Genomic DNA, 16,104 nt, shown 5'->3' with positions numbered 1-16,104 from the left:
CATGGGGGTGTATAACATGGGAGCAATTCCAAAAACGGGGACAATTTCACCTGAGCAAAAAGTCACACAGGAGAAAAACCTGTTTCAAAAAATATGGTCCTGGGAAATCGGTGTGATTCCTCTGCCATTATACACAGTATTAGCTATTATTATTATTCTTGCAGCCTATTACAATGAGCTGCCCGCAAATATGCTTGGCGGGTTTGCCATCATTATGATTTTGGGTGTGTTTCTTGGAGACATTGGCCAGCGCATTCCGATATTGAAGGATATTGGCGGCCCTGCCATTTTATCTTTGTTTGTTCCTTCATTTTTAGTCTTTTACAATGTGCTGAATTCAACATCTTTAGACGCTGTAACCAATCTGATGAAAACATCTAACTTCCTTTATTTCTATATCGCTTGTCTTGTTGTGGGAAGTATCCTCGGAATGAACAGAACTGTTTTAATACAGGGTTTTATCAGAATGTTTGTTCCACTGGTTGCAGGAACGATCGCAGCAGTTGCGGCCGGCATACTCGTCGGATTTATTTTTGGCTACAGTGCCTACGATTCCTTTTTCTTTGTCGTTGTTCCGATTATTGCTGGGGGCATAGGCGAAGGAATTTTGCCGCTCTCGATCGCCTATTCACAAATACTCGGTTCATCCGCTGATGTGTATGTGTCTCAGCTGGTCCCTGCTGCTATTATCGGAAATGTTTTTGCTATCATCTGTGCAGCCTTAATGAAAAAGCTTGGCGATAAGCGTCCAGATCTGAATGGAAACGGCCGTCTCGTCAAATCTAAAAAAGCAAATGAGATTTTCAATCAAAAAGAAGCCGAAGCAAAAATTGATTTTAAACTGATGGGAGCCGGTGTTCTGCTCGCGTGTACATTCTTTATCTTCGGCGGGTTATTGGAGAAATTCATCTTCATCCCGGGCGCGATCTTAATGATTATTTCAGCGGCGGCTGTCAAGTATGCGAATGTTCTTCCGAAAAAAATGGAAGATGGCGCTTACCAGCTTTATAAGTTTATTTCTTCAAGCTTCACTTGGCCGCTGATGGTTGGTCTCGGCATCCTCTTTATTCCATTGGATGACGTGGCGTCTGTGATTTCTATTCCGTTTGTCATCATTTGTATTTCAGTTGTTGTCGCGATGATTGCTTCTGGATATTTTGTAGGCAAGCTGATGAACATGTACCCGGTTGAATCCGCCATTGTTACCTGCTGCCACAGCGGTCTAGGCGGAACAGGTGATGTTGCGATTTTATCAGCGTCAGGAAGAATGGGCCTTATGCCATTCGCCCAAATTTCCACCCGTCTCGGCGGTGCAGGTACAGTCATTTGCGCGACAATTCTGCTTCGTTTCTTCACTTCATAAACAGAAAAAGAGTTCCGTCATATGCGGAACTCTTTTTTTATCTGTTCACAATTCGAATATACTCTCGGGGACCGAACGGCAGATCCTTTGATTCCATTTCACTCATTCTGGCTGAAAGGTGGTGCTCCAATAAATACAGCTCCCACTCATCACTAGCCGCACCACTGCGTCCGTCATACTGATTCAAAATGAATGCCCCTGTGAATACTGAGCAGAATAAACCTGAGCACATCAGAACCTTGCTCTTCACATGATCAGCTCCTTACATTCAGCTTGATCAGGATTGATTTTAAATATACAAATAACATCATTTTTGTTAGACTTATTTTAAGGTCAAAGGAACTCATAAAAACCTATTGCAGCAGTTCGAAGCATGGCGGCTTCCAAAAAAGTGCGATATAATTTGGACTGGGTCGTTTGACCGTATATTTGATACATAGCGCATTTTTTAATTGAGAACGAGAAAAAGGAGGTCTTATCTTTGCAGCTCTTACATTTTGCTATTTTATCGCCTTTTTTATTTGCCATTATCATTCCCTTCTTGGCAAAATACGCAAAAAGAGTGCACACGGGCTGGTTTGTGTTGATCCTGCCCGTCTTGCTGTTTATATACTTTCTCCCAATGATCAGGATGACACATTCGGGAGAAACACTGCGGTCGGTATTGGAGTGGATTCCTTCACTTGGCATTAACTTTACCGTTTATATAGACGGTCTCGGATTGTTATTCGCCTTGCTGATCACAGGCATCGGCTCTTTGGTCACTCTTTACAGCATTTTTTATTTATCGAAAGAAAAAGAACAGCTCGGGCCCTTTTATGTCTATTTATTGATGTTTATGGGTGCGATGCTCGGTGTCGTTCTTGTAGACAATGTCATGGTTCTCTATATGTTTTGGGAACTGACAAGCCTTTCATCCTTCTTGCTGATCGGATATTGGTATAAGCGTGAAAAGTCGCGCTACGGCGCTGCCAAATCACTTTTAATTACGGTCAGCGGCGGGCTGTGCATGCTCGGCGGATTTATTCTCCTTTATCTGATAACAGATTCCTTCAGTATTAGAGAGATGATTCATCAGGTTCAATTAATTGCCGGACACGACTTGTTTATCCCAGCTATGATTCTCATTTTATTAGGGGCATTTACAAAGTCCGCGCAATTCCCTTTTTATATCTGGCTGCCTGATGCGATGGAAGCTCCGACGCCTGTCAGCGCATATCTCCATTCAGCTACTATGGTGAAAGCCGGCATTTATGTAATTGCGAGATTCAGTCCTATTTTCGCCTTTTCAGCTCAGTGGTTTTGGATCGTTTCCCTCGTTGGGCTCTTTACGATGGTATGGGGTTCATTCCATGCCGTGAAACAAACTGATTTAAAATCGATTTTGGCGTTTTCAACCGTCAGCCAGCTCGGTATGGTCATCTCCATGCTTGGGGTCAGTGCCGCAGCTCTTCATTACGGCCATACAGAATATTATACAGTTGCCGCCATGGCTGCCATTTTCCATTTAATCAACCACGCTACCTTTAAAGGAAGCTTGTTCATGGCAGTCGGGATTATCGATCACGAAACAGGCACTCGGGACATCCGGAAGCTCGGCGGCCTGATGGCGATTATGCCGATTACATTTACCATTTCCTTAATCGGGACATTTTCAATGGCCGGACTTCCGCCGTTTAACGGATTTTTGAGTAAGGAAATGTTTTTCACAAGCATGCTTCGCGTAACACATTTCGATCTGTTCAACGTGCAGACATGGGGCGCTTTATTTCCTGTTCTGGCCTGGATCGGAAGCGTATTTACATTTATCTACAGCATGAAATTGCTGTTTAAAACGTTCAGGGGAAGTTACCAGCCTGAGCAGCTTGAAAAACAGGCTCACGAAGCGCCGGTTGGCATGCTCATATCTCCTGTCATTCTGGTCGCGTTCGCTGTCAGTCTCTTCTTTTTCCCAAATATCCTGTCCTACAGCTTGATTGAGCCGGCGATGAACTCGATCTATCCGACACTGCTGGACAGCCATGAGAAATTCCATGTTCACATTTCGCAATGGCATGGGCTGAATACGGAAGTGCTGATGACTGCAGGAATTATTGTTATCGGCACCATTGGATATTTGACGATGAATAAGTGGAAGGGAATCTATAAGCTATTTCCTTCGAAGCTCACACTCAATCGGTTATACGACAAGCTTGTGACTCTGATGGAAAAAGGTTCTTACCGAGTCACCAAACAATATATGACCGGCTTTTTAAGGGATTATTTGCTGTATATCTTCGCTGGTTTCATCATTCTGATGGGCGGCGCTTTTGTCATCAAAGGCGGATTTTCCTTTACAACGGAAGGCATGGCTAAAATCGGCGTATACGAAATTATTCTGACGCTTGTCATGATCAGCGGCACAGCGGCGACTGTTTTTGCCAGATCAAGACTGACGGCGATTATTTCACTCGGTGTTGTCGGTTATACGCTCGCATTGTTTTTTGTGATTTTCAGAGCGCCGGACTTGGCATTGACCCAGCTTGTCATTGAAACGATTTCTGTCGCACTGTTTCTGCTTTGTTTCTACCATCTGCCGAAGCTGCGGCTGAAAAAGAAAACGAGAACATTCCGGATGACGAATTTCATCATTTCTTTAGGCGTCGGGATTATCGTCACTCTGCTCGGCATCGCATCTTCAAGCCAGCGTACAAAAGACAGCATCGCATCCTTCTTCACAAAACACAGCCACGATCTCGGCGGAGGGGATAATGTCGTCAATGTCATCCTCGTTGATTTCAGGGGCTTTGATACGATGTTTGAAATAACGGTGCTGACGATTGCCGCTCTTGGCATTTACAGCATGATTAAAACAAAAGTAAAAGAGGAGGGGAAAAGCGGTGAATGAACAAAAAACAAATGACTTAATTCTTCAAACCGTGACAAAGCTTGTATCCTTTATCATTTTGCTTTTCTCTTTCTATTTATTTTTATCAGGGCATAACGCGCCTGGAGGAGGCTTTGTCGGCGGGCTGATCACGTCCTCTTCCATCGTTCTATTGCTGCTGGCATATGATTTAAAAACCGTGCGTTCGATTTTGCCGGTTAATTTCATTTATGTCGCGGGAGCCGGACTTCTGCTCGCTGTATTAACCGGCGTTGGCTCCTTTGTCTTCGGAGCTCCTTTTTTAACCCATACATTCGGATATTTTCAGCTGCCGATCCTTGGGAAAACGGAGCTTGCCACGGCGACGATATTCGATTTAGGCGTTTATCTTGTTGTCGTAGGCATTACGATGACCATTATTCAAACGATTGGAGAGGAAGAATAATGGAAATCTTAATGGCTGTTTTAGCCGGTATTATTTTTATGGCAGCTACGTATTTGCTGCTGTCTAAAAGCCTGCTCCGCGTCATTATCGGGACAGCACTGTTAAGCCATGGCGTTCATTTAATGCTTTTGACTATGGGAGGATTAAAGAAAGGCGCTGCTCCGATTTTGAGCGAGCATGCCAAATCATTTGTCGATCCGCTTCCGCAAGCCCTGATTTTGACGGCAATTGTCATTTCATTTGGCGTTACATCATTCATCCTCGTCATGGCCTTTAGGGCTTATCAGGAATTGAAATCGGACGATATGGATCAAATGAGGGGAAATGATCAACATGAATAATTTTGTTATTTTGCCAATCCTGATCCCGCTCCTGTCGGCCATTCTGCTGATTTTCATGACGAAGAATCTGATGCTCATGCGAATCTTCAGCACTGCGGCATCGGCAATCGGGATTGTGATCAGCGGCATACTCGTACAGACTGTCTTTACAAAAGGTATCCAGACACTCAGTCTGGGCGGCTGGAAAGCGCCGTACGGCATTGTGCTCGTCGCAGACCAATTCGCCAGCCTGCTCGTTCTCACAACAGCGGTAATCGGTTTATTGGTTGGGCTTTATTCCTTCCGTTCCGTTGGTGAAAAACGGGAGCGTTCCTTTTATTACTCCGGCGTGCAGTTCTTGCTTGCCGGCGTCAGCGGAGCGTTTTTAACAGGCGATTTATTTAATATGTACGTATTTTTTGAGCTTCTGCTTATTGCTTCCTATATGCTGATTGTATTAGGCGGCACAAAAATTCAGCTGCGGGAGTCCATTAAATATATTGTGTTTAATATCGTGTCGTCGGCCATGTTTGTCATCGGTGTCGGCTTTTTATACGCTGTAACCGGTACGTTGAACATGGCGGACTTAAGCGCCAAAATCAGTGAATCCGGGCAAACAGGCCTGATTACTGTCATCGGTGTCCTGCTGCTGATTGTATTCGGTATGAAGGGCGGAATCTTCCCCCTCTACTTTTGGCTTCCGGGCTCGTATTACGCGCCTCCGGCGGCAATCTCCGCGTTGTTCGGCGCATTGCTGACAAAAGTCGGTTTATATGCGATCACGAGGGTTTTCACATTGATTTTTATTCACGATACAGCCTTTACCCATCAGCTGATGATTTGGCTGGCGGCACTGACTGTGATTTTCGGTGTTATCGGTTCACTCGCTTATACGGATGTCATGAAAATTGTGATCTACAACATTATCACCGCTGTCGGCGTGATTTTGTTCGGTGTGGCAGTTCATACCCCCGCATCCATTCAAGGCGCAATTTACTACCTGATTCACGATATGCTGATTAAAGGCGCTTTATTTATGCTGGCGGGCACGCTGATCGCATTGACTGGAACAGCGAGCCTGCATAAAATGGGCGGGCTGATCAAACGCTACCCTGTTCTTGGATGGATGTTTTTCATTTCAGCTATTTCTCTTGCGGGCATCCCGCCTCTCAGCGGATTTGTCGGCAAATTTAAAATTGCGGAGGGCGGCTTCGCGGAAGGTGAATTTACGATTTCCATGCTGATTCTGCTTTCGAGTCTGCTCGTACTATACTCTGTGCTGAGGATCTTTATACATGCGTTTTGGGGCGAAGAAAAAGAAACACCAAAACCAAATCATAGAACAGCTAAAGGACTTCTTTATCCGGCAGCTATTTTTCTCTTACTGTCTCTGCTCTTCGGTTTGGGCACAGAATGGGTGTCCCCTTACGTTGATCAAGCGGCTGAGACGCTGCTGAATCCGGAAAAATATATTGAAGCTGTTTTGAAGGAGTAGATCGCATGGCATTTCAAATTTTATTAAATGTGTTTCTCGCATTTTGCTGGATGTTCTTGAGCAATGATCCAAGCGCCGCAGGATTTATCACAGGCTATGCTCTGGGAATGCTCTCTCTCTTTTTCTTCCGGCGCTTTTTTACCCGCCAGTTTTATCTATGGAAAATGTTTTCTATTATCAAACTCTTTTTGATTTTTTTAAAGGAACTGTACCTTGCCAATGTCAGTGTGATGAAATCAGTCCTATCGCCGAAACTGAATATCAGACCGGGCATTTTTGCTTTTAAAACAGAGCTCACGAAGGATTGGGAAATCACCCTGCTGTCACTGCTCATTACGTTAACGCCGGGAACCTTGGTGATGGATATTTCCGATGACAGGACGATTCTTTACATTCACGCGATGGATATTGAGGATGCGGAAAAAGCCATTTTTGATATTCGGGAGTCATTTGAGAAAGCCATACAGGAGGTGAGCCGCTGATGTTTACGCTGATTCTGCAAATCGCGCTCGGCATTATGGCAGTGTCTACCCTTTTGTATGTCATTCGTGTCATTAAAGGACCGACTGTGCCTGACCGGGTTGTGGCTCTGGATGCAATCGGCATCAATCTGATCGCGATCACGGCGCTTGTCTCCATTTTGCTGAAAACAAGTGCGTTTCTGGATATTATTTTGCTGCTGGGGATCTTATCGTTTATCGGAACAATTGCATTTTCTAAGTTCCTGGAGAAAGGAGAGATTATCGAAAATGATCGAAATCGCTAAAGTCGTCGTGGCTGTATTCATTCTGCTCGGCTCTCTTGTATGCCTTGCCGCTTCATTTGGGACGCTTCGTCTTCCTGATATGTATACACGCTCACACGCTGCTTCTAAAGGCTCAACATTAGGCGTCAATATGGTTCTGCTCGGTGTCTTCTTCTTTTTGTGGTTTATAACCGGGGAAATATCGGCTAAAATCCTGCTCGGGATTTTCTTTATCTTTATTACGTCGCCTGTCGGAGGACACTTGATCTGCCGTGCTGCGTACAACTCCGGCGTCAAGCTTGATGAGAAAAGTGTACAGGATGACTATAACGGGATCAGAAACTTTGTGATTAAACGAAAAGAGGATTCTTACTTATAAAAATAAGCAGCCGGACAGGCAGAGTTCCGGCTGTTTTTTTATTTCTTGATGACAGCCAGCGTGCATCTGGATATACAGATCAGCCTCTCTTGCTCGTCATAGATGTGTATTTGATAGACAATGGTCGTTCTGCCTTTATGAACAGGTTCGGCTACTGCCTTTACCGTTCCTTCCTTTACGGATTTCAAATGATTGGCGTTAATCTCCAAACCGACACAAGCTTGTGTTGTGTGATCAATCAGATTTTGCGCACCTGCGCTCGCCGCGGTCTCCGCCAGAGCAACTGAAGCGCCTCCATGCAAATATCCGAACGGCTGCACCGTCCGATGATCCACCGGCATGACCGCAATGCATCGTTCCGCCGTGCTTTCAACAATCTCGATTCCAAGCGCTTCAAGCAATGTGTGTTTCATATCCATCATATACAACTCCCTTATTTAAAGTACACCGTCTGATTTTGCAATCAAAACCGCTTCCGTCCGGGAACCGACATTCAGCTTATTGAAAATTGATGTCAGGCTGTATTCAATGGACCGCTTGCTTAAATGAAGCGCATCTGCGATTTCTTGGTTTGTAAATCCCTTTTCAACTTCTTGAAGAATCAGGCATTCTCTAGGTGTGAGCACATCTTGTTCTTTTTGAGAGGAAGGAGCCGGCTTTGTTTTTTGCTGAGTCATCAGCTGTTTAAAATAAGCAAAATCGACTAAAATTTCTCCGTTGAGTACGTGGTATATGTATTGGGTGATCTTTTCTTTCGATTCGGTTTTGCTGATGGCACCGTGCAGACCCGCACGAATCGCTTCCTCAAAATAATCCTCGACCTCATAACCGGTATACACGATAATTTTACAATGAGGATTCTCTTGTAAAATCTGTTTAGAAAGCTCCATCCCATTGACCTCGCCGCCTAAATTCAGATCCATTAAAATGAGATCATATGACGAGAAATCATGCTGCTTGATAAACTGTTCGCTCGGTTCAGGACTGAGACAATCAACAGACAGATTCGAATCCGTTTCCAAAATTGTCTTGGTGCCTTCCATGACAGCCGGATGGTCATCAATCACTAGTATCTTTTTCATGTTTTCCTCCCTTTTACTCACTCATTTCCATTTTATAAAAAAGACTTGGCCTGTGCCAAGTCGTTTCCGTTATAAAACCATTACAATTCGATTTCAATATCAGCCTTAAAGCCCTTTCCTTCACTTGTTTCAATCCGAAGGCGTCCATCTAAAGCCCTGACTCTCTCCTTAATGCCAGAAAGCCCCATACTCATGGAATGCTCATTATTTTTTTCTTGATCAAACCCTACGCCATTGTCCTCATAATGAAGAACGATTTTGTTTTGAATACTGATGAGCATAATCAGCACATCCGTCGCCTGAGAGTGCTTGACCGCATTAGACAGAAACTCTTGAATGATCCGGTACAAATTCAGCTGCGAATCCAGATCAAGCGAAGCCGTAAATCTGCCGGTATTTAAACGGATATGAAACGGCACCCGCTCCTGCTGCTGCGCCACAAGCTTCGACAGCGCCTTCACCAGCCCAAGATCATACAGAAGCTGCGGCCGCAGCTCATGACACGTCTCCCTCGTCATCGAAATCACATCAGACATCTGCTCATTCATCTGTACGAGCTTGTCCTGCACCTCTTCACGGCATGGATCATCATCCTTCTTAAAATCAGCCAAAAACAGCTCACACTGGCGTTTTAAGGAAATCAAATCCTGAAGAACGGAATCGTGGAGATCGCGGGCGAGATCAGAGCGTTGTTTTTCTTCGATCGTGTACATGAGTTTTTTGAGCCATACTGGATTTGATTCTTGTTGTTTTATTTCTTCTAAATGACTCATCAGCTCTTCAATTTTCATGACGTTTTCGATCGATACGTTTGTATAAAAAGCCAAGGTTTTCAGCCAAGAAAGTTCCTCAAGTGTGAGACGGGGCGTATTCATTTTAGATAAACAAAGAATCACAAATGATTTACCGCCGCGTTCACCTATCTTCATGACAAAGCCTTTATTAAATTCAACGATTTTCCCTATTTCGGGTGTTACTTTTCTAAATTCTTTTTGATATACTTTTTCAAATGAATTTACGATCTCATCATCATATAGTTTAATACTTCCATCAGCTGAAACTTCATAAACATGGGCTCGGCTAACAAGGGAGACCTCAAGTATAGTAGTTTTCAGTTCTTCAAATACTTGAGTCAGGGAAGTTGAGTCTCTAATCAGCTGCGTAAATTTATATATACTGTCTTGATAATTGAATTTTTCCGAAACCCTTTTTAATCTAAATTTAAAATCAAGAACTTCTTTATAATAAAACACTGCCACCATAATAATATACATCAGAATCGCAAGTCTGAAATAATAATAATCTCCAGCTGGACTTCCCATTAACTCAAATACAGTAACTAAAATAATTGTGGGCGTTAATGCTAAAATTCCATAATATTTTAACCTACTTAAAATAAAATCCACATTATAAATTTTATTTGTCATAAATTGATAAACCAAAGAAAATGGTATTAGGAACATAAATGAAGCAGCTATAAAAGAAGAAATCCCATCAGTGCTTAAGAATACATAAGGTACTATATATAAAAACAAAAACGGCGAAAAAGATAAAATATTAATTATGGTAAGAACTTTTAAAATATGCGCTTGTTCAGTATCCTTACTTTTAATTAAAATAGATCCAAAATATACGCTCACGATTATAAATGAAATAAAGAACGAAAGTAAATTTATTTTAGGCACATAATGTCTAAAGAAAAGGTGAGTTCGCAACAATTCAAAAACTAGATTTAGTACTGGAATTGCATATACTATAAAAACTTTTTTGTTAAATAACACAGTGCCTAGCTCTTTAAAATACTGATATAAGAAAAGAAGATAGTTAAACATTACAGATGTTAAAGTGAATACCATTATACATCTGCTTAACCAATCTCCCTTTGCAGATCCACCCGCACTTAAATAAGCTAAAGAAGCAGATAACAAAAAAATTATTAAAATCAAAGCAGAGAGTAGTTTTTTCGATTCATTTATTTTAAGAATGAAGAAACAACAAAATAGACAAGCTATATAAAATATTAGTGGGATCACAAAAGTAGTAAAATTTCCATCATTCATTAAATCAGGCTTAATTTTAACCTTTGCTCCATTTCTCTCGACGACTATTGAGTTCACATGGTTTGAATTGTATTTTTGAACTTCAAGAGGACGCTTAACTTTATGATTATTGATACTTTTGATGACGTCCCCTTTTTGTATTCCTGAATAATAAGCCGTAGAGAACTCCTCAATATTTGTTATTACAACTTCATTGTCTTGATTTTTGGCTACTGCTGCACCAACTAAAAGTTTACTCGAACTTATATACGTTAAATAACTTACATAGACTAAACTCACTAAAATCAAAAAAATTGAAACTTTGTTGTACCATGCCTTCATTTAATAAAGCCTCACGAAGGAACCCAATTACCATTAGTATAAATTTGCAATCCTCTAAAGGCATCAACTATACTTTTCAATTGATCCTTATCTATATTCAATAAAGAGGCTCTACCTTCCATGACCTCATCTAAAACTTCTGGATTTTTCACTAAGTATCCGACTATTTCCTGCATATAAATCCTCCTTTATTTTATGATTCCTGTTATTAATTCTTTTATTTTATTCTCTTGTAATTCTAATCTAGCAATTTCTTTTTTTAGTTTTTGTAATGACAAGTGTTTCATCACAAGTAAATATTGCACTACGCCTGCCTCAGTTAGTTTTTCTTTTATATGTTTGGGATTTAATGATAAGAACAACTCAGCATTTTCATACCAACTCAAGATTTCTACAGAAGCTTCATTAAAACGTTTATTTAAGTATAAGTATGCCAATGTGTTTTTCTTCTGAATAAAATCGTTATTTAAATAATATAAACCTTGGTAATCATTTTCAATTTGTGCAATAATGCCGAGTTCATAAGAATAAGAAGCCACGATGGGATGGTATTTGCCGGTTGCCAGCATTACTCCCATAACACAGGGCAGTGCTGTTAGCGCTCCTGATTTATTTTTGATCATTTCAAGACAGGCTTCTTCAGTTTTCGGCGCATTCACAATATCATCATGCTGGCCTTGAATTGATTGTAATGCAAAATTCAATATCTTTTGTGAAAATTGTGGTTCATGACTAGCTTGACACATCACTTGTATACTTAGGGTGTATAGAGCTGTAACTGCATTTAAAGCGATAGACGAATCAATCTTCATCCATACAGCATTTCTATTATCTTTATCCTCTAAGTCATCATAAATATCGAATGAGAGTATAAGCAATTCAATTCCGGCAGCTAGCAATTCGATTGCTTTTTTGTCCTGACCGTTAAAAGCTAAATAATGATGAAGGGCCAAATCGGCAAACTCAAAAGTCTCCTTAGACTCAATAAAATTCTGAAGATATCGTTCCAAGTCACGATTCATTATTTTTTGGCTAACAATCTCCTTCATTTTCTCCTTGATTCGGACAGAATCTAAACACATCTGCTCAATAACGACTTCCCCCCTCCCATTCCATTTTACTAAATGGGACATTTAAAGGACAGCAGGTTTTTCGTTTTTTAACAATCATATAATACTTTATCCATTTATTGTATGGGTGGAACGAAAAAAAAGACTTGTTTCCAAGTCTTTTTTACGAAATTTTCATTGCGTAATTGTATTTATCGAGCTGATCAATGCTTTTGTTAATGTTTCGTAATGAATCTGTTGTTTCTTTAATATCAAGTTCGAGTCGGAATAACAATTGTTTTACTTCTTCAAGTTTCTTTTCCATCGTTTCCACACTCCTTTTTTTGAAAGATCAATGAATTGTGTATGGTGAACGAGTCCTAGGTATTTGATCTGTTACTAATAGTGTATCTGCTTTTGGCTTATTTTTCACCGAAAAATATACAAAAAAGTCCTGCGTGACACCGCAAATATCAATAGGCCCTTATACTCAAAGGAATCACAATGAGAACGGGACTATATTTCTATGCAGAGGAGCGTTTCTTTCCCCTGAAATTGAGAAAGATTCTTAATTCCCTTGATTTTAACGTGTTTCGCATTTTCACTAAGCAAGACTATAGTCCTTCATACCGTATTTTCAAAATTAAATATGCGATTCTTGGCGTATCCTGACCGACAAACACCGAAAAGACCGCAACGCTAAAGTTGTGGCCTTTTCGCTTTGTCATATTCGGCTATTTGAGATCTATACATATAGAAACATCCTTTTGTGTGAGGTGCTCCCATGAGATATCATTATCCTTGGTTTTACGCCTATCCGTATGAGATTCGCCGCCCGCCTGCTCCCGCTGTCCAAACAGATACCTTTATCCGTTCAGCGAGAGAGGCCGCAGGGCTGTTCGCCGATGCCCAGCTCGTTTTAGGCCGCATTGCGGGCTCGCGGGAGCTCTCGCGCCGCATCCTGACCGCAGCCGAGCAGTCAGATAAACAAACTGTAAAGCGCCTGATCAAACAAATGGGCGTCCGGCATGAAGTGGATGCGGTCTTTAATCCCGACGGCATCTACATCAGCCTCATCGGGACGCAAAGCCGAATGATTCTTGCTTTGCGGTGGTCAGAAGACCGCAATCACTTTGCGTCCATAAGCTTATGACACCACTCCAGAGCCTCAAGATAACATTCATACGCTTCTTCTTTGTCCAGTTCTTTGCCTAATTCTGTGCAGGTGTCCCAGTTGTTGCTTTCAATTAATTTCACAAGCTCGAGCATTTGGTAGTAGTCGTTTTGATGGCCTAATAACGCTTGTCCGACTTCATCTTTTAAAGGCAATTCTTGAATAATATCCTCTATTTCTCTGTGCAGCAGGGTGTCTATGAGAGAAAACATTCCGATCAGCATATAAGAAGCAGGCTGCGGCCGGGCTGTTTTTCTCGCCAGCAGTTCACAAAGCTTTGCTCTCATCAAAGAAATCTTAATGATTTCGTGCTTGCTGGAATTCCCTTTTCTGCTTAAATCCTTAAAGGAAAGAATGTATATCCACCGTTTGATTTCATTAAACCCAAGCAGCATAATGGCCTGTTGAATGCTTTCAATTTTCTGGCTCAGTCGGCTGTGGGATGAGTTTAAAAATTTTAAGATTTGATAGGACAGTGATAAATCCCGCTCTATGTACTCTGTCACACGTTTTATGTTAGGCTGTTCTTTGCTCAATTCGTTAAGCAGTTCATAATAAGAATAGAAATGAGTCGACAGATCATGCCCGCTGATAATGCGCGGCTCGCTGAAAAAGTAGCCCTGGAATAATTGAAATCCGTCTTGGGCTGCCTGTTTATATTCTTTTCGGGTCTCTACTTTTTCCGCTAAAAAAATCAAACCGCTGCAGCCGTAGGTTTGCAAAATTTTTCTGCGTTCCATTCGTGTTGTTTTGAGAAAATCAATTTTCAATATATCAATATAGCTCATGAGCTTTTCCAGTAAGTCTTCATTTTGCGGATTTATGGCATAAAAATCATCAAGCGCCAGCATATACCCCATTTTTTTTAGCTCTCTGCATCTTGAGATGAGGGCCGGCGTGATCGGTATATCTTCAAGGATTTCAATGACAAGCTGTTTCGGATTGAAGGAGGTGGGAAGATTCGAGAACATCAGGCTTTCCGTAAAATTAACAAAACAGCGTTTCCCTTCCGTCAGCTTCTCAATACCGATGTTTAAAAAGCTGTTGATCACCAAATCTGTTGTTGCCTGATCGCCGTCTTTAGCGCTATACACATTCTCTTCACTCTCTCTATACAGCAGTTCATAAGCAACAACCTGCTCTTTTCTATTAAAAATAGGCTGTCTTGCAACAAACACCCTCATTGGTTTATCCCCCTTACAATGCGCGCGGCTTTCACCCCTAAGTATATCAAATAATTTGACGAAAATTGTCTAAACATGAAAAATAATATTCATAAAGAAAAACTGGCCTCTTCGCGAACGAATGGCCAGTTTTCTTTATTCTTCTTCAAGCTCTTCATCAAGTCTGCTTTTCACTTCGTGGATCCGCTGCATTTTATTGCTCCAGCAGTCCTCGCTTAAATCAACTGGATATTCCTCCGGCTTGCTGATTCTCTTATATTCCTCCCACAGCAGGCTGAGGTTATCCTGCACATACTGCTGTATGTCTGAGATCTCAGGGTTTTGATAGCAAAGAATACCCTTTTCAAAAATCAGCTCATGAAGATCCTTCGCATAAAAATTCGTGACAAATTTGCTGATGAATGTATGAACCGGGTGGAACATTCTGAGCCGCTTCTGATCATTCACCTGCTCATCATAAAGCGCAATATAGTCGCCTTCAGAATGATGATTGGACTGATTGATAATGCGGTATACTTTCTTTCTGCCCGGTGTCGTCACTTTTTCAGGATTGGACGAAATTTTAATCGTGTCGACCATTTTCCCGTCTTCTTCAATGGCAACGAGCTTGTAAACTGCGCCGAGAGCCGGCTGGTCATAGGCGGTAATCAGCTTCGTACCGACACCCCAGACATCAATGCGCGCTCCCTGAGCCTTTAAATTCATAATGGTATGCTCATCCAAATCACTTGAAGCAATGACTTTCGCGTCTGTAAACCCTGCTTCATCAAGCATTTTCCGGGCTTTTTTTGACAGGTACGCCAAATCGCCGCTGTCCAGGCGGATGCCAATGAAATTGATGCGGTCTCCGAATTCCTTAGCAACTCTAATCGCATTCGGCATGCCTGAACGAAGCGTGTCATACGTGTCGACTAAGAAGACGCAATCCTTATGCGTTTCCGCGTATTTTTTGAAAGCTGTATATTCATCGCGGTAAGCCTGCACAAGCGCATGCGCATGCGTGCCGGATACCGGGATATTAAAGCGCTTTCCAGCTCTTACATTGCTTGTTGCGCTGAAGCCGCCGATTAAAGCTGCTCTCGCTCCCCACATGGCCGCATCCATTTCATGCGCCCGTCTTGTTCCAAATTCAAGTGCGACTTCATCGCCGATGACGCCTTTAATCCGGGCAGCCTTTGTTGCGATTAATGTTTGGTAGTTCACAATGTTGAGCAAAGCCGTTTCAATCAGCTGTGCTTCTACCAAGGGGGCCTCCACCCTCATAATCGGCTCATTGTTAAAGACGAGCTCTCCTTCTTTCATGGAGTAAAGAGAACCTGTAAAAGATAAACCGCGCAAATATTCAATAAAATCTTCATGATACCCGAGCTCATCCTGTAAATAACTCAGGTCGCTATCCGTAAACTTGAAATTTTCCAAGTATTCGATGGCTTTTTCCAAGCCCGCAAAAACCGCATAGCCATTTTCAAACGGAAGCCTTCTGAAAAAAAGCTCAAAAATCGCTTTCTTTTCATGAATGCCGTCTCTCCAGTAAGTTTCTGCCATGTTGATTTGATAAAGGTCTGTATGTAATGACAGGCTGTCATCTTTAAATCCGTACTCTAACACTGTTTTTCCCCTT

General features: G+C 41.9%; 19 protein-coding genes. 10 read left to right on the top strand and 9 right to left on the bottom strand.

Features of this window, described 5'->3' with window-relative positions; genetic code table 11:
* The first annotated feature begins 16 nt into the window (after window positions 1–16).
* Complete coding sequence (maeN, locus tag CVV77_RS19230) at window positions 17–1,363, top strand: sodium/malate symporter MaeN (protein ID WP_003241058.1); 1,347 nt, start codon at window positions 17–19, stop codon at window positions 1,361–1,363.
* 37 nt (window positions 1,364–1,400) lie between these two features.
* On the opposite strand, the gene CVV77_RS19225 is transcribed toward maeN, so the two are convergent.
* On the bottom strand, window positions 1,401–1,613 hold the full coding sequence (locus CVV77_RS19225) for a hypothetical protein (protein WP_088112168.1): 213 nt from the start codon (window positions 1,611–1,613) through the stop codon (window positions 1,401–1,403).
* Between the two features lie 231 nt (window positions 1,614–1,844).
* Here CVV77_RS19225 and CVV77_RS19220 point away from each other — a divergent pair, with 231 nt between their 5' ends.
* The 7 genes from CVV77_RS19220 to mnhG are packed head-to-tail and all read left to right on the top strand — an operon-like array spanning window position 1,845 to window position 7,613.
* On the top strand, window positions 1,845–4,250 hold the full coding sequence (locus CVV77_RS19220) for a Na+/H+ antiporter subunit A (RefSeq protein ID WP_088112167.1): 2,406 nt from the start codon (window positions 1,845–1,847) through the stop codon (window positions 4,248–4,250).
* A complete protein-coding gene (locus CVV77_RS19215; protein ID WP_003241054.1) occupies window positions 4,243–4,674 on the top strand; it encodes a Na(+)/H(+) antiporter subunit B in 432 nt (143 codons plus the stop codon). Before CVV77_RS19220 ends, CVV77_RS19215 begins: the two co-directional genes overlap by 8 nt.
* Window positions 4,674–5,015, top strand: a complete 342-nt coding sequence (locus CVV77_RS19210; protein WP_003220730.1) for a Na(+)/H(+) antiporter subunit C — start codon at window positions 4,674–4,676, stop codon at window positions 5,013–5,015. The genes CVV77_RS19215 and CVV77_RS19210 overlap by 1 nt, the downstream gene beginning before the upstream one ends.
* On the top strand, window positions 5,008–6,489 hold the full coding sequence (locus CVV77_RS19205; protein WP_088112166.1) for a Na+/H+ antiporter subunit D: 1,482 nt from the start codon (window positions 5,008–5,010) through the stop codon (window positions 6,487–6,489). Before CVV77_RS19210 ends, CVV77_RS19205 begins: the two co-directional genes overlap by 8 nt.
* 5 nt (window positions 6,490–6,494) lie before the next feature.
* Window positions 6,495–6,971, top strand: coding sequence for a Na+/H+ antiporter subunit E (locus CVV77_RS19200; RefSeq protein ID WP_003241050.1), 477 nt, complete (start codon window positions 6,495–6,497; stop codon window positions 6,969–6,971).
* The gene (locus CVV77_RS19195) at window positions 6,971–7,255 is read left to right on the top strand and encodes a Na(+)/H(+) antiporter subunit F1 (RefSeq protein WP_003241049.1); all 285 of its coding nucleotides are present in this window, start codon (window positions 6,971–6,973) and stop codon (window positions 7,253–7,255) included. Before CVV77_RS19200 ends, CVV77_RS19195 begins: the two co-directional genes overlap by 1 nt.
* Entirely contained in the window at window positions 7,239–7,613 is a 375-nt protein-coding gene (gene mnhG / locus CVV77_RS19190) for a monovalent cation/H(+) antiporter subunit G (RefSeq protein ID WP_019259330.1), read from the top strand. The genes CVV77_RS19195 and mnhG overlap by 17 nt, the downstream gene beginning before the upstream one ends.
* Before the next feature lie 38 nt (window positions 7,614–7,651).
* Here the strand turns inward: mnhG and CVV77_RS19185 are convergent, their stop codons facing one another.
* From CVV77_RS19185 to degQ, 6 genes are all read right to left on the bottom strand, one after another.
* Window positions 7,652–8,032, bottom strand: a complete 381-nt coding sequence (locus CVV77_RS19185; RefSeq protein ID WP_088112164.1) for a hotdog fold thioesterase — start codon at window positions 8,030–8,032, stop codon at window positions 7,652–7,654.
* Window positions 8,033–8,050: 18 nt separating this feature from the next.
* The gene (gene comA / locus CVV77_RS19180) at window positions 8,051–8,695 is read right to left on the bottom strand and encodes a two-component system response regulator ComA (protein WP_003220716.1); all 645 of its coding nucleotides are present in this window, start codon (window positions 8,693–8,695) and stop codon (window positions 8,051–8,053) included.
* Window positions 8,696–8,775: 80 nt separating this feature from the next.
* Window positions 8,776–11,076, bottom strand: coding sequence for a histidine kinase (locus tag CVV77_RS19175; RefSeq protein ID WP_100276228.1), 2,301 nt, complete (start codon window positions 11,074–11,076; stop codon window positions 8,776–8,778).
* An 11-nt stretch (window positions 11,077–11,087) separates the two neighbouring features.
* Window positions 11,088–11,252 carry a competence pheromone ComX gene (gene comX, locus CVV77_RS19170; protein WP_015384519.1) on the bottom strand — a complete coding sequence of 55 codons (165 nt, stop codon included), beginning with the start codon at window positions 11,250–11,252 and terminating at the stop codon, window positions 11,088–11,090.
* 12 nt (window positions 11,253–11,264) lie between these two features.
* Complete coding sequence (locus CVV77_RS19165; RefSeq protein ID WP_084991345.1) at window positions 11,265–12,125, bottom strand: polyprenyl synthetase family protein; 861 nt, start codon at window positions 12,123–12,125, stop codon at window positions 11,265–11,267.
* A 184-nt stretch (window positions 12,126–12,309) separates the two neighbouring features.
* On the bottom strand, window positions 12,310–12,450 hold the full coding sequence (degQ, locus tag CVV77_RS19160; protein ID WP_003220708.1) for a degradation enzyme regulation protein DegQ: 141 nt from the start codon (window positions 12,448–12,450) through the stop codon (window positions 12,310–12,312).
* A 179-nt stretch (window positions 12,451–12,629) separates the two neighbouring features.
* On the opposite strand from degQ, the gene CVV77_RS22100 reads away from it, so the two are divergent.
* Window positions 12,630–12,797: a hypothetical protein gene (locus CVV77_RS22100; protein ID WP_119914210.1), complete on the top strand. Its 168-nt coding sequence runs from the start codon at window positions 12,630–12,632 to the stop codon at window positions 12,795–12,797.
* Window positions 12,798–12,909: 112 nt separating this feature from the next.
* Window positions 12,910–13,278: a YuzC family spore coat inner layer protein gene (locus CVV77_RS19155; protein ID WP_084991317.1), complete on the top strand. Its 369-nt coding sequence runs from the start codon at window positions 12,910–12,912 to the stop codon at window positions 13,276–13,278.
* Here CVV77_RS19155 and pdeH read toward each other — a convergent pair.
* Window positions 13,254–14,483 carry a cyclic di-GMP phosphodiesterase gene (gene pdeH / locus CVV77_RS19150; RefSeq protein WP_060399390.1) on the bottom strand — a complete coding sequence of 410 codons (1,230 nt, stop codon included), beginning with the start codon at window positions 14,481–14,483 and terminating at the stop codon, window positions 13,254–13,256. The genes CVV77_RS19155 and pdeH overlap by 25 nt on opposite strands.
* 135 nt (window positions 14,484–14,618) lie before the next feature.
* Window positions 14,619–16,091: a nicotinate phosphoribosyltransferase gene (locus CVV77_RS19145; RefSeq protein WP_019259336.1), complete on the bottom strand. Its 1,473-nt coding sequence runs from the start codon at window positions 16,089–16,091 to the stop codon at window positions 14,619–14,621.
* Between the last annotated feature and the right edge of the window lie 13 nt (window positions 16,092–16,104).

It is taken from the genome of Bacillus sp. SN1 (genome assembly GCF_002796895.1).
GTDB classification, from domain to species: Bacteria; Bacillota; Bacilli; order Bacillales; family Bacillaceae; genus Bacillus; species Bacillus inaquosorum.
The sequence above is the reverse complement of the archived record's forward strand: the minus strand, read 5'-3'. Positions and strand labels throughout refer to the sequence as shown.